Below are 14,115 nucleotides of genomic sequence, written 5' to 3'. Positions count from 1 at the left end.
ATAAATTGTTAAAGAGCAGTGCCGCTACGTTTTCGCTGCGGCGCGGGGTGTGCATATTACGCTTTCCCGCTTCAGAGTCAAGCGTTTATTTTGCTTTTCTCTGCTGACCCGGCGGCGTGTATGCCGTTGTTCCGTGTCAGTGGAGGCGCATTATAGGGAGTTCTTCTGAAGTGACAAGCACTAAATACAAAAAACTTTTCGTTCGCTCACTTTTCAAACTCAACGCTTATTCAACCCGCGAATCGTCCGTTAAACGTGCAATTTCACGGGCAAAACTGGCCACTTGATCCCAGTCGGTATAAACCACTTCTTTACGCGTATCCGTTTCCCCGCCCGTCATCTTCATGATCAGGCGGATCATAAAGCGGTCATACCAGCGGTAACGCGGGTAACGCAGCGCGCCCGCAAAGACAGAACAGATATCGGGCTGCCATGGCGAGCTCAGCAAAAACTTGCGCGTATAGCTGTTAGTCTGCGGTGTACGCTTCTCTGCTTTACGGGCAACCAGGTTGACCGAGTAAAACGCGCCGGGCAGCTTAGCGAGCTCCGCCGTATGCTTTTTCACAAAGCGATCCAGCGCCGGATGGAAATGACCGTAACGAATTGAAGCGCCAATGACCACACGGTCGTAATCCTGCCAGGCAATCTGTTCAGTGCGATTCAGGTTCACCACATCAGAATAAATGCCCAGCTCTTTGAGTTCAGAAGCCAGATATGAAGCAATCTCACGCGTTTGCCCATCACGCGTTGAGAAAAGAATTAACGTTTTCACCAATGTCTCCTTACTCACGCCAGAATGTTGGGGTAAACAGCACCAGCAGCGTAAAGACCTCAAGACGACCAAACAGCATATTGGCGATTAAGATCCACTTTGCCACCGGGTTCATACTGGCGAAATTATCCGCCACGACACCCAGCCCCGGCCCCAGGTTGTTTAACGTTGCCACCACAGAGGCGAAGGCAGAGAAATCATCCACGCCCGTGGCGATAATCGCCAGCATACTGACAATAAAGACCAGCGCATAAGCGGAGAAGAATCCCCACACCGCTTCGAGGATACGCTCCGGCAGTGCACGATTGCCCAGCTTGATGCTGTAAACCGCATTCGGGTGGACGAGACGTTTAAGTTCACGGTTCCCCTGCTTGAACAGCAGCAGAATACGGATCACCTTCAGGCCGCCGCCCGTCGACCCGGCACAGCCGCCGATAAACGCAGAGCACAACAGCAGCACCGGCAGGAACAGCGGCCAACGCGCAATACTGTCCGTGGTGAAACCGGCGGTTGTCGCCATCGATACCACCTGGAAGAAGGCCTGGTTCAGGGTCGTGACCGCCGAGTTATAGACATCGTGGAACCATAGTACCAGGGTACAGATGATCACCAGGGTCAACTGGACGCCAATAAACATCCGGAATTCCGGGTCGCGCCAGTACACCTTCAGGCTCCGTCCGCTAAGCAACGAGAAGTGTAGACCGTAGTTACAGCCTGAGATCAGCAAAAAGATGGCAATGATGGTATTGATCGTCGGGCTGTCGAAGTACCCAACGCTGGCATCGTGGGTGGAGAACCCGCCGATAGCGATAGTGGCAAAGCTGTGCCCGATGGCATCAAACGCAGGCATCCCGGCAAACCACAGCGCCAGCGCGCAGGCCACCGTCAGCAGGACATAAATAAGCCAAAGGGTTTTCGCCGTCTCCGCAATACGCGGGCGCATCTTGTTATCTTTCAACGGGCCAGGCATTTCAGCCCGGTAAAGCTGCATCCCCCCGACGCCCAGAATCGGCAGGATAGCCACCGCCAGCACGATGATCCCCATACCGCCGAACCACTGGAGCATCTGCCGGTAAAAGAGAATTGCATGCGGGAGTGAATCCAGCCCCACAAGCGTGGTGGCCCCGGTGGTCGTTAATCCGGAGAACGATTCAAAAAACGCATCCGTGACGGTGAGATTCGGTTGTTCAGAGAAGATAAACGGCAGCGCACCCACGCTTCCCAGTACCGTCCAGAACAGGACCACGATCAGAAAACCCTCCCGGGATTTCAGTTCACCTTTCTCACGGCGGTTTGGCCACCACAGCAGGGAGCCAATCGTCAGCGCGACAAAAAAGGTTTGCGTAAATGCACGCCCCGCGCCGTCCCGGTAGATGAGCGCCACCAGTCCGGGAATGATCATTGTCCCGGAGAAAAGTATGACCAGCAATCCAACGATTCGGGTAATGGCACGAAAATGCATCTCTGCCGCTTCCTTAGGTATTCAAAATTGTGAGGTGGGGATTATTCTTCAATCGGCAGTAATTGCAATGAACCGCGACTAAAATCAGCGAGTTTTGCTGAAAAAGCAGCCAGTTCCGCCTGAGGAAGCGCCACGCGTAATTGCACCATTGCCTGATAATCACTGTGTGCGATGACGCCGTTAAACTGTTTAAGCAGTGCTTCGATACCCGATAGCTGGGCGTAATCGCATAACAAAGTATATTCCGTAAGTGGCGTTTTGCGGGTTGTTATCAGCAGATTAAGCGCCTGCTGGACACCCCCTCCGTAGGCTTTCACCAGCCCTCCGGTGCCTAACAAAATGCCCCCGTAGTAGCGGACCACGACGGCGGTGATTTCACCCACGCCGCTGCCCATCAACTGGGATAGCATCGGTTTTCCGGCCGTACCCGCCGGTTCACCGTCGTCAGAAAACCCGAGCTGCTGTGAGTCGTCTGGCGGCCCTGCGACCCACGCCACACAGTGATGGCGGGCATCGGGGTGCTGCGCGCGGACGGACTCGACGAACGCCTTCGCCGCCTCCACGCCGTCAGTATGCGCCAACAGCGTGATAAAGCGGCTTTTCTTGATTTCCTCAACAAAGGTGACCGGCTCGGCCGGTATCAGCCAGCTTTCCATCAGGCCAGCTTCAGATCTCGCGTCATGTTCTCGATGCTGTTCTCGTGAATAACCACGTTATCTTCGATACGAATGCCGCCATACGGCTTCAGCGCTTCAATTTTCTCCCAGTTGAAGTGCTTGCTGAACTGCCCTTCGCGCCACGGCGCCAGCAGGGATTCAATAAAGTAGATACCCGGCTCGATGGTCAATACCATACGCGGCGCCAGAACGCGGGTGCAGCGCAGATAAGGATATTTAGACGGTGCCGCCAGGTGCGTACCGGTATCATCCTGCATAAAGCCCGCGACGTCATGAACCTGTAAACCCAGCGGGTGGCCGATACCGTGCGGCATAAATGGCCCGGTCAAATCGTTCTCAACCATCGCCTCTTCGCTCATGTCTTTGACAATCTGATGCTTACGCAGCAGTTTAGCGATGCGCTGATGGAACTGGATGTGATAATCCACATAGCTGGTTCCGGCCTTCATGGTGCCAATCAGCGCCAGCTGTTCATCGTTCACGTCTTTGATCAATTGCGCAAAATCAGTATCCGCATTCGCCGCCCAGGTACGGGTCAGGTCTGCCGCATAGCCATTGTACTCAGCCCCCGCGTCCAGCAGGAAGCTGCGCATCTCAGCCGGAACCTGATGATCCAGTTTGGTGTAGTGCAGAACCGAGGCATGTTCATTCAGCGCCACGATGTTGCTGTACGGCACGTCGGTATCGCGGTGGCCGGTCGCCGTCAGGTAGGCCTGATTGATATCGAACTCGCTCATACCGGACTGGAACGCTTCGTGCGCCGCACGGTGGCCATTCACCGCCGTTTTTTGCGCTTCACGCATGCAGTAAAGTTCGTAGTCGGTCTTGTAGGCGCGATAGTAGTGCAGATAATCCAGCACGCCTTTCGGGTTGAGTTTATCTGCCGGAATATCCAGACCCAGCGCCCGCTCAGGAACCGGACCAATGTAGCCGATGTTCCCACGCGCCGCTGGCAACTGGCTGCCAATGCCGTCTGCTTTTGGCAGCGCAATCACGTCAATTTCTTCGGTCCAGAATGAGGTCGGCAGCGGCTCCACGTTGTGCCAGTAATCGACCGGCAGGTAGAACCACAGTTTCGGCTTGTTCACGCCATCCACCAGCAGCCAGCAATTTGGAACCTGCGTGACAGGCACCCAGGCTTTAAACTGCGGGTTAACCTTGAAGGGATAAGCGTGGTCATCAAGAAAAGTATTCATCAGCTCGCCGGAGTGGATCAGCAGGGCATCCAGCTTGAAGCGGGCCAGTACATCGCGGGTACGTTCCTGTAGGGTAACGATATGATTTTTATAAAGCGAAGCCAGTGAGTCCATCATTCTTCCTTTCGTTTTTTTGACCTCAAGTCATCGCATCTTAGCACACCTCACTCCGGCTGCGTGATTTCCACCGACCGTGATCAGCGCAGCAATTTCTTAATGACTAATTTGCATTTTATTAACATAAATTCCACACTCCGTTTCATCTGGTATGACCAGATCCAATTGCTGGATTCAGGAGACCGACATGCTCTACAAAGGCGACACCCTGTACGTAGACTGGCTGGAAGATGGCATTGCCGAACTGGTGTTCGATGCCCCCGGCTCAGTGAACAAGCTTGATACCGCGACGGTGGCCAGTCTTGGCCAGGCGCTGGATGTACTTGAAAAGCAATCAGATTTGAAAGGGCTGCTGCTGCGCTCCAACAAAGCGGCCTTTATCGTTGGCGCGGATATCACCGAATTCCTGTCGCTGTTCCTGGTGCCCGAAGAACAGCTGAGCCAGTGGCTGCACTTTGCGAACAGCGTCTTTAATCGTCTGGAAGATCTGCCTGTCCCGACCCTTTCTGCCGTTAACGGTTACGCGCTGGGCGGCGGCTGCGAATGCGTGTTAGCCACTGATTACCGTCTGGCGACCCCAGACCTGCGCATCGGCCTGCCGGAAACCAAACTGGGCATTATGCCGGGCTTTGGTGGCTCGGTGCGTATGCCGCGCATGTTGGGTGCCGACAGCGCGCTGGAAATCATTGCCGCAGGTAAAGATGTCGGCGCGGAACAGGCGCAGAAAATCGGTCTGGTGGACGGCGTGGTTAAGCCTGAAAAACTGATTGAAGGCGCTGTAGCCATTCTGCGTCAGGCGATTAACGGCGATCTCGACTGGAAAGCCAAACGTCAGCCAAAGCTGGAGCCGTTGAAGCTCAGCAAAATTGAAGCCACCATGAGCTTCACCATCGCCAAGGGCATGGTGATGCAGACGGCGGGTAAACACTACCCGGCGCCGATCACGGCGGTGAAAACCATTGAAGCGGCAGCCCGTCTGGGCCGTGATGAAGCCCTGAAGCTGGAAAACCAGAGCTTTGTCCCGCTGGCGCACACCAACGAAGCCCGCGCGCTGGTTGGTATCTTCCTTAACGATCAGTTTGTGAAGGGCAAAGCCAAACAACTCACCAAAAACGTTGAAACACCAAAACACGCGGCGGTACTCGGCGCGGGCATTATGGGTGGCGGCATCGCCTACCAGTCTGCCTGGAAAGGCGTGCCGGTAGTGATGAAAGACATCAACGAGAAATCCCTGACGCTGGGCATGACCGAAGCGGCCAAGCTGCTGAATAAACAGCTTGAGCGCGGCAAAATTGACGGTCTGAAGCTTGCAGGCGTGATCTCCACCATCCAGCCAGTACTGGAATACAGCGGTTTCGACCGTGTGGACGTGGTGGTTGAAGCGGTCGTCGAGAACCCGAAAGTGAAAAAAGCGGTGCTGGCCGAAACCGAAGACAAGGTACGTCCGGAAACCGTACTGGCCTCCAACACCTCCACTATTCCTATCAGCGAGCTGGCAAGCGTGCTGAAGCGTCCGGAAAACTTCTGCGGAATGCACTTCTTTAACCCGGTGCATCGCATGCCGCTGGTCGAAGTGATCCGTGGGGAAAAAACCTCCGACGAAACCATCGCCAAAGTGGTGGCGTGGGCGAGCAAGATGGGCAAAACGCCAATCGTCGTTAACGACTGCCCGGGCTTCTTCGTTAACCGCGTGCTGTTCCCGTACTTCGCCGGTTTCAGCCAGCTGCTGCGCGACGGCGCAGACTTCCGCAAAATCGACAAAGTGATGGAAAAACAGTTCGGCTGGCCGATGGGCCCGGCGTACCTGCTGGACGTTGTCGGCATCGACACTGCCCATCACGCGCAGGCGGTGATGGCGGCGGGCTTCCCGCAGCGCATGCAGAAAGATTATCGCGACGCCATTGACGCCCTGTTCGACGCCAACCGCTTTGGGCAGAAAAACGGTCTGGGCTTCTGGCGCTATAAAGAAGACAGCAAAGGCAAACCGAAGAAAGAAGAAGATCCGGCGGTGGATGGCCTGCTGGCCGACGTCAGTCAGCCAAAACGCGACTTCACTGACGATGAGATCATCGCCCGGATGATGATCCCGATGATCAACGAAGTAGTGCGTTGCCTCGAAGAAGGCATTATCGCCAGCCCGGCAGAAGCCGATATGGCGCTGGTGTACGGCCTCGGCTTCCCTCCGTTCCACGGCGGCGCGTTCCGTTGGCTGGATACGCTCGGCAGCGCTCGCTATCTCGATATGGCTCAGCAATATCAGCACCTCGGTCCGCTTTATGAGGTGCCGGAAGGTCTGCGTAACAAAGCGCGCCATAACGAACCCTACTATCCAGCAGTTGAGCCAGCCCGTCCGGTTGGCACGCTGAAAACGGCTTAAGGAGTCACAATGGAAAAGGTTGTCATTGTTGATGCAATTCGCACCCCGATGGGCCGTTCAAAAGGCGGTGCATTCCGTAACGTGCGTGCGGAAGATCTCTCGGCGCACCTGATGCGTAGCCTGCTGGCGCGTAACCCGGCGCTGGACCCTGCTGCGCTGGACGATATTTACTGGGGCTGCGTCCAGCAGACGCTGGAGCAGGGTTTCAACATCGCCCGTAACGCGTCTCTGCTGGCGGAGATCCCGCATTCGGTTCCGGCGGTCACCGTCAACCGTCTTTGCGGTTCGTCGATGCAGGCGCTGCACGACGCGGCACGGATGATCATGACCGGCGATGCGCAGGCCTGTCTGGTGGGCGGCGTGGAGCACATGGGCCACGTGCCGATGAGCCACGGGGTCGATTTCCATCCGGGCATGAGCCGCAACGTGGCGAAAGCCGCCGGTATGATGGGCCTGACCGCCGAGATGCTCTCCCGTCTGCACGGCATCAGCCGTGAAATGCAGGATGCCTTTGCCGCGCGCTCACATGCCCGCGCCTGGGCCGCCACGCAGTCTGGTGCCTTTAAGAATGAGATCATCCCAACCGGCGGTCACGACGCAGACGGCGTACTGAAGCAGTTCAGCTACGACGAAGTTATCCGTCCTGAAACCACTGTTGAAGCGCTTTCTACCCTGCGTCCGGCGTTTGATCCGGTCACCGGCACGGTAACGGCGGGCACCTCGTCTGCCCTGTCCGACGGTGCCGCCGCCATGTTAGTGATGAGCGAAAGCCGCGCCCGCGAATTAGGCCTGACGCCACGCGCCCGCGTGCGTTCGATGGCAGTCGTGGGCTGCGATCCTTCCATCATGGGTTACGGTCCGGTCCCGGCGTCAAAACTGGCGCTGAAAAAAGCGGGGCTGAGCGCAAGTGATATCGACCTCTTTGAGATGAACGAAGCGTTCGCCGCGCAGATCCTGCCGTGCATTAAAGATCTGGGGCTGATGGAACAGATCGACGAGAAGATTAACCTCAATGGCGGCGCGATAGCCCTCGGTCACCCGCTGGGCTGCTCCGGGGCGCGTATCAGCACCACGCTGATCAACCTGATGGAACGCAAAGATGCCCAGTTCGGACTGGCGACGATGTGTATCGGGTTGGGTCAGGGGATCGCGACGGTGTTTGAGAGAGTGTAAATGTAAATAAGGAAAAGTATCTTAAAGCCAATGACGTCAGAACAAGGCGGCAAGCGAGCGAATCCCGATGAGCTTACATTAGTAAGTGATTCGGGTGAACGAGCGCAGCCAACGCAGTTATGGCGCCATTGGCGAAGAGAGACAGTTTAGTTGCCGTTCTTCCCGCCTGTCAGGGGCGGGTTTTTTACATTATTGCAGCAGCGAAATATCCGCCACGCGCAGGAACAGCTCACGCAGTTTCTCAAGCATCGAGAGACGGTTAATACGCAGCTCTTTATCTTCCACGTTCACCATCACCTTCTCGAAGAAGGCATCAATGACGTCACGTAGCTCCGCCAGCTCCACCAGCGCTTCCTGGTAGCGACCTTCCGCGAAATACGGCTCCAGCTTGTCGCGCAGCACCACAACCTGCATCGCCAGAGAAATCTCTTCCGGCTCTTTCAGGGTTGCAGCGTTTACGCGTTCGTTCAGCGTCTCGTCGGATTTCGCGAGGATGTTGGATACACGCTTGTTGGCCGCGGCCAGCGCAGACGCCGCTTCCAGCGTACGGAAGTGGGATACCGCTTTCATACGCGCATCGAAATCTGCCGGACGGGTCGGACGACGCGCCAGCACCGCCTGAATGGTATCAACGGAGTAACCTTCGTCCTGATACCACGCGCGGAAACGACCGAGCATAAAGTCGATAACATCATCCACAACCTTCGCGTTGGTCAGCTTATCGCCGTACAGACGGACCGCTTCTTCGGTCAGCGTTTGCAGATCGAGATTGAGGTTCTTCTCTACGATGATGCGCAGCACGCCCAGCGCAGCACGACGCAGCGCAAACGGGTCTTTGTCGCCTTTCGGATGCTGACCGATACCGAAGATACCCGCCAGGGTGTCCATCTTATCGGCAATCGCCACGGCGCAGGCAACCGGGTTAGACGGCAGATCGTCACCGGCAAAGCGCGGCTGATATTGCTCGTTCAGGGCCACAGCCACGTCTTCCGCTTCGCCGTCATGACGCGCGTAGTGCATGCCCATCACGCCCTGGGTGTCGGTAAATTCGAACACCATGTTGGTCATCAGGTCGCACTTGGAGAGCAGGCCCGCGCGGGTAGCGTGGTTAACGTCGGCACCAATTTCACGGGCAATCCAGCCGGACAGCTCCGCGATACGGTCAGTCTTGTCGCGCAGCGTACCCAGCTGCTGCTGGAAGAGTACGGTTTGCAGACGCGGCAGGTTATCTTCCAGACGTTTTTTACGGTCGGTGTTGAAGAAGAACTCGGCGTCCGCCAGACGTGGACGCACCACTTTCTCGTTACCGGAGATAATCTGGCTCGGATCTTTCGATTCGATGTTCGCGACGAAGATGAAGTTTGGCAGCAGCTGGCCGTCGTTGGCGTAAACCGGGAAGTACTTTTGGTCACCCTTCATGGTGTACACCAGCGCTTCAGCCGGAACGGCCAGGAATTTCTCTTCGAATTTCGCGGTCAGTACAACCGGCCATTCGACCAGAGAGGTCACCTCTTCCAGCAGGCTATCGCTCAGATCGGCATTACCGCCAATTTTGCGCGCCGCTTCTTCGGCGTCAGCTTTGATTTTGGCTTTACGCTGTTCGTAGTCAGCAATGACCTTACCGCGCTCCAGCAGGATCTGCGGGTACTGATCAGCATTGTCGATGGTGAACTCCGGCTCGCCCATAAAGCGATGGCCGCGGATCACGCGATCGGACGCCACGCCCAGAATGGTCGCCGGAATAACGGTATCGCCCAGCAGCAGGGTCACGGTGTGAACCGGACGCACAAAGTGTACGTCAGACGCTCCCCAGCGCATCAGCTTAGGAATCGGCAGCTTAGCCAGCGAGGTCGCAATCATATCTGGCAGCAGCGCTTCCGCGCTTTCGCCTTTCACATGGGCACGATACAGCAGCCATTCACCTTTGTCGGTGGTCAGACGTTCGGCCTGATCGACGGTGATACCGCAGCCGCGCGCCCAGCCTTCAGCCGCTTTGCTCGGCTTGCCTTCCGCGTCGAACGCCTGGGCAATGGCCGGGCCACGTTTTTCAACTTCGCGATCCGGCTGAGACGCCGCCAGATTTGCCACTTTCAGCGCCAGACGACGCGGTGCAGCAAACCACTCAATTTTACCGTGCGCCAGGCCAGCGTTATCCAGCTCAGCAGTGACGTTCGCAGCGAAAGATTCAGCCAGGCTGCGCAGGGCTTTTGGTGGCAGCTCTTCAGTGCCGATTTCCACCAGGAAAGTTTTCTCAGACATGGCCGCCTCTTATTTGTTTCGGTTGCACATCGGGAAGCCAAGGGCTTCACGGGACGCGTAGTAAGCTTCAGCAACGGCTTTGGTCAGGGTACGAATACGCAGAATGTAGCGCTGACGTTCAGTCACGGAGATCGCTTTGCGGGCATCCAGCAGGTTGAAGCTGTGGGCAGCCTTCAGAATACGCTCGTAGGCAGGCAGCGGCAGCGGAGTCTCCAGCGCCAGCAGCTGCTGGGCTTCTTTCTCGTACTGCTCGAAGCAGGTGAACAGGAAGTCCACGTCCGCGTATTCGAAGTTATAGGTGGATTGCTCCACTTCGTTCTGATGGAACACGTCGCCATAGGTGGTTTTACCCAGCGGGCCGTCGCTCCAGACCAGGTCGTAAACGCTGTCTACGCCCTGAATGTACATGGCCAGACGTTCCAGACCATAGGTGATTTCGCCGGTGATCGGTTTACATTCCAGACCGCCAACCTGCTGGAAGTAGGTGAACTGGGTCACTTCCATGCCGTTCAGCCACACTTCCCAACCCAGACCCCAGGCACCCAGCGTTGGGTTTTCCCAGTTATCTTCCACGAAACGAATGTCGTGAATGGTCGGATCCATACCCAGCTCTTTCAGTGACCCGAGGTACAGTTCCTGAATGTTGTCGGGCGATGGCTTAATCACCACCTGGAACTGATAGTAGTGCTGCAAACGGTTCGGGTTTTCGCCGTAACGGCCATCGGTCGGACGACGGGATGGCTGAACATAGGCGGTCGCCATCGGCTCTGGCCCTAACGCGCGCAGGCTGGTCATCGGGTGTGAGGTGCCTGCGCCAACTTCCATGTCCAAAGGTTGAACAATGGTGCAGCCCTGACGAGCCCAGTAATCCTGTAAGGTCAGGATCAGGCCCTGGAAGGTCTTGGTATCAAACTTTTGCATAGTATTTCGTGCTGGATACGTGTGGTTTTAAATGGAAGGGATCAGTATACCCGCTGGCTGCAAGATATACAGTACGAAACGGGGTTGTTTAGGGAAAATTGGGGAATAAGCCCTACAGCCAGAACCTGCGAAGGCTCTGGTTGCTGCTTATACGAGCAATTTAGCGCATTGAGAGATGTAAAAACTGGCCGTCTGCATCAAAAGAGCAGACAAAGCCCTCTTTACGCGCCGTATAGCCTTTCAGTTCATAGCTGCCCTGAAAGCGCTCGAAGCCGTTAATATGAATTTTCTGTGCTTCGGAATTATAGCGGTGAGCCGCCTGATCCCTGCACAGCTGTTCCATATTCAGGGAACGCTCCGGGCTCATTTTCCCCTGCTGCGCTTTTTGGACTGGAGCCTCCTGAGAAGCACTGCACCCTGCTAATAAAAGCAGCAGAAAGAGTGACGCCCCACGCTTCATCATCATTTTTATTACCGCCCTGGTCAGTGGCTGTTATTTTTAGTAGCAACACGTTTATAGATTAATGTTCAACATTCTGCGAATCTCGCCAGCTCCCGACAAGACAGCCTGGCTAAACTCAGAATTTTCCAAGGGAAAAGTTTTACGCAATCGCAGTCACACTTTCTTTATCAGGAATACAGAGGAACTGATGCAGTCAAAAATTAACTGGATTGATAACCTGCGGGGAATAGCCTGTCTGATGGTGGTGATGATCCACACTACGACCTGGTATGTCACGAACGCGCACAGTATCAGCCCTGTTAACTGGGATGTCGCCAATATTCTGAACTCAGCCTCACGCGTGAGCGTCCCGCTGTTCTTTATGATTTCCGGTTTTCTCTTTTTTGGCGAGCGTAGCGCGCAGCCGAGACATTTCATCCGTATTGTCTCCTGTTTGCTGTTTTACAGCGCCATTTCGCTGCTCTATATCATCCTGTTCACTTCAATTAACGCTGAACGTTCCCTGCTCAATTTGTTGCAAAAACCGGTGTTCTATCATCTGTGGTTTTTCTTCGCGATAATGGTTATCTATCTGGTTTCGCCGTTAATTCAGGTAAAAAACGTTAGCGGTAAAATGCTGCTGGCCTTGATGGTAATAATCGGGATCGTGGCAAACCCGAATACCGTCTCACAGAAAATTGATGGCTTTGAATGGCTGCCCGTTAACCTCTATATCAACGGTGATACGTTTTATTACGTGCTGTACGGCATGCTGGGGCGCGCCATCGGCATGATGGAGACGCAGAAGAGAGGAATAAACTGGCTTTGCGCGGCAGCATTTATCGCCGGTGTGTTTATTATCTCTCGAGGGACGCTGCACGAGCTGCAATGGCGCGGAAACTTTGCCGATACCTGGTATCTCTACTGCGGGCCGATGGTCTTTATCTGCGCGGTTTCGCTGCTGACTCTGGTTAAAAACACCCAGAATGACCGCCCGCTTCCGGTGCTGGGGTTTATCTCTCGCCACTCGCTGGGCATTTACGGTTTTCACGCGCTGGTGATCCACGCCCTGCGCACCCGCGGCGTTGAGCTTAAAAGCTGGCCGGTGCTGGATATTGTCTGGATATTTACCGTTACGCTGGTTGTCAGCCTGCTGCTCTCAATGCTGCTGCAACGCATCGATACACGCAGGTTTGTGAGCTAACCCGGTTGAAGGCTGGCAGGCCGGGTAAACGTTAGCGCCACCCGGCTCCTGTTTATGACATTAGCGGTAAAAGCTGCTGATAGATTTTGCGGAAAACGTCTCGTCTTTCAGCGTAGCGAGCATGATTTTTCGCATCAGGACGATGCTGCTGTTCAAGCGGCAGCTGGGGCAAAAGCTGGGGCAGTGGTTTATCCCGGTTCAGCGCAATTTGCGCCAGCCGTGCCGCACCGAGCGCCGGACCAACATCTCCCCCAGTACGATAGTCCAGCTGCAACCCGCTGATATCGGAAAGCATCTGCCGCCAGTAGCTGCTTCGTGCTCCGCCGCCAATTAACGTAATGCTGGATGGCGTCAGGCCACAGTCATGCACGACATCCATGCCGTCCGCCAGCGCATAGCCGACCCCTTCAAGCACCGCGCGCGCCAGCTCTGCCGGGCCGTGCTGATGGGTAAGGCCGAAGAAGACCCCTTTCGCTTCCGGGTTGTTATGCGGCGTCCGCTCGCCGGAAAGGTACGGTAAAAACCAGACCGCACCGGCAGTATCATCCGCCTGCTGTGCCGCTGCGATAAGCGCCGGGACGTCCGCCATTCCGGTCAGCTTTGCCGCCCAGTCGAGGCAGGAAGCCGCGCTCAGCATCACCGACATCAAATGCCATTTACCCGGCAACGCGTGGCAGAAGCTGTGTACGGCGCTTTCAGGGTTACTACGATAGCCGTCACTGACCGCAAAATAGACGCCGGAAGTGCCGAGCGAGAGCATGGCCTGTCCTGTCTCCACCATCCCCACGCCGACCGCACCCGCCGCATTATCGCCACCGCCGGCAACGACAGGTACGGCTGGCATATTCCAGCGTTCAGCAACAGAAGGCTGCAAAGCGCCCGTGATATCACTGCCTTCAAACAGCGCAGGCATATGATCGCGCGTCAGCTGGCAGGCATCCAGCATCGCTTCGCTCCAGTCCCGTTTCGCCACGTCGAGCCACATCGTGCCCGCGGCGTCAGACATGTCGCTGGCAAAATCCCCCGTCATGCGAAAACGAAGGTAGTCTTTCGGCAACAGAACTTTCGCCACCTGACGAAAAATCTCAGGCTCATGGCGCTGCACCCACAGGAGTTTTGGCGCGGTAAAACCGGGCATCATCAGGTTGCCCGTAATCTCGCGGGACGCAGGCACACGCTCCTCAAGGATCGCGCACTCTTCCGCACAGCGGCCATCGTTCCAGAGAATAGCCGGGCGCAGAACGCGATGCTGGCTATCCAGCAGCGTGGCGCCATGCATTTGCCCGGCAATGCCCAGCGCTTTCACGTCGCGCAGGCTGTGCTGCTCACCTAAGGCTTTCATCGCGCGGTCCGTCGCCTGCCACCACTGCTCCGGATCTTGTTCCGACCAAAGTGGCTGCGGGCGTGAAACCTGCAACTTTTCAGTCTGCGTGGCTAACACATCGCCCTGCTCGCTTAACAGGATGGCTTTCACCCCCGACGTGCCAAGATCGATCCCGATATACATGTGGTGAC

The 14,115-nt window shown here is 56.0% G+C and carries 11 protein-coding genes; 3 read left to right on the top strand and 8 right to left on the bottom strand.

The window, feature by feature from the left end:
- Nucleotides 1-226 precede the first annotated feature (226 nt).
- From hemG to pepQ, 4 genes are read right to left on the bottom strand one after another with little or no spacing between them, the layout of a single operon-like run.
- Nucleotides 227-772, bottom strand: a complete 546-nt coding sequence (gene hemG, locus CKK19_RS13460) for a menaquinone-dependent protoporphyrinogen IX dehydrogenase (protein ID WP_063854001.1) — start codon at nucleotides 770-772, stop codon at nucleotides 227-229.
- Between the two features lie 10 nt (nucleotides 773-782).
- Nucleotides 783-2,234, bottom strand: a complete 1,452-nt coding sequence (trkH, locus tag CKK19_RS13455) for a Trk system potassium transporter TrkH (RefSeq protein ID WP_022649737.1) — start codon at nucleotides 2,232-2,234, stop codon at nucleotides 783-785.
- Between the two features lie 41 nt (nucleotides 2,235-2,275).
- On the bottom strand, nucleotides 2,276-2,890 hold the full coding sequence (locus CKK19_RS13450; RefSeq protein WP_015572737.1) for an IMPACT family protein: 615 nt from the start codon (nucleotides 2,888-2,890) through the stop codon (nucleotides 2,276-2,278).
- Nucleotides 2,890-4,221, bottom strand: coding sequence for a Xaa-Pro dipeptidase (pepQ, locus tag CKK19_RS13445; protein WP_017382602.1), 1,332 nt, complete (start codon nucleotides 4,219-4,221; stop codon nucleotides 2,890-2,892). Before pepQ ends, CKK19_RS13450 begins: the two co-directional genes overlap by 1 nt.
- Before the next feature lie 190 nt (nucleotides 4,222-4,411).
- Between pepQ and fadB the strand changes: the two genes are divergently transcribed.
- Nucleotides 4,412-6,601: a fatty acid oxidation complex subunit alpha FadB gene (gene fadB / locus CKK19_RS13440; RefSeq protein ID WP_023307160.1), complete on the top strand. Its 2,190-nt coding sequence runs from the start codon at nucleotides 4,412-4,414 to the stop codon at nucleotides 6,599-6,601.
- Nucleotides 6,602-6,610: 9 nt separating this feature from the next.
- A complete protein-coding gene (gene fadA, locus CKK19_RS13435; RefSeq protein ID WP_047626225.1) occupies nucleotides 6,611-7,774 on the top strand; it encodes an acetyl-CoA C-acyltransferase FadA in 1,164 nt (387 codons plus the stop codon).
- A gap of 189 nt (nucleotides 7,775-7,963) precedes the next feature.
- Here fadA and glyS read toward each other — a convergent pair whose 3' ends face one another.
- From glyS to CKK19_RS13420, 3 genes are all read right to left on the bottom strand, one after another.
- On the bottom strand, nucleotides 7,964-10,033 hold the full coding sequence (gene glyS, locus CKK19_RS13430; RefSeq protein ID WP_022649741.1) for a glycine--tRNA ligase subunit beta: 2,070 nt from the start codon (nucleotides 10,031-10,033) through the stop codon (nucleotides 7,964-7,966).
- A gap of 9 nt (nucleotides 10,034-10,042) precedes the next feature.
- Nucleotides 10,043-10,954, bottom strand: coding sequence for a glycine--tRNA ligase subunit alpha (glyQ, locus tag CKK19_RS13425; RefSeq protein ID WP_003860141.1), 912 nt, complete (start codon nucleotides 10,952-10,954; stop codon nucleotides 10,043-10,045).
- 160 nt (nucleotides 10,955-11,114) lie between these two features.
- Nucleotides 11,115-11,420, bottom strand: coding sequence for a YsaB family lipoprotein (locus CKK19_RS13420; protein WP_022649742.1), 306 nt, complete (start codon nucleotides 11,418-11,420; stop codon nucleotides 11,115-11,117).
- Nucleotides 11,421-11,604: 184 nt separating this feature from the next.
- Between CKK19_RS13420 and CKK19_RS13415 the strand changes: the two genes are divergently transcribed.
- Entirely contained in the window at nucleotides 11,605-12,600 is a 996-nt protein-coding gene (locus tag CKK19_RS13415; RefSeq protein ID WP_063854002.1) for an acyltransferase, read from the top strand.
- A 52-nt stretch (nucleotides 12,601-12,652) separates the two neighbouring features.
- Here the strand turns inward: CKK19_RS13415 and xylB are convergent, their stop codons facing one another.
- A complete protein-coding gene (xylB, locus tag CKK19_RS13410; protein WP_022649744.1) occupies nucleotides 12,653-14,107 on the bottom strand; it encodes a xylulokinase in 1,455 nt (484 codons plus the stop codon).
- Nucleotides 14,108-14,115: the final 8 nt, after the last annotated feature.

This window comes from Enterobacter sp. CCUG 70166 (assembly GCF_020224095.1).
GTDB classification, from domain to species: Bacteria; Pseudomonadota; Gammaproteobacteria; order Enterobacterales; family Enterobacteriaceae; genus Enterobacter; species Enterobacter intestinihominis.
The sequence above is the reverse complement of the archived record's forward strand: the minus strand, read 5'-3'. Positions and strand labels throughout refer to the sequence as shown.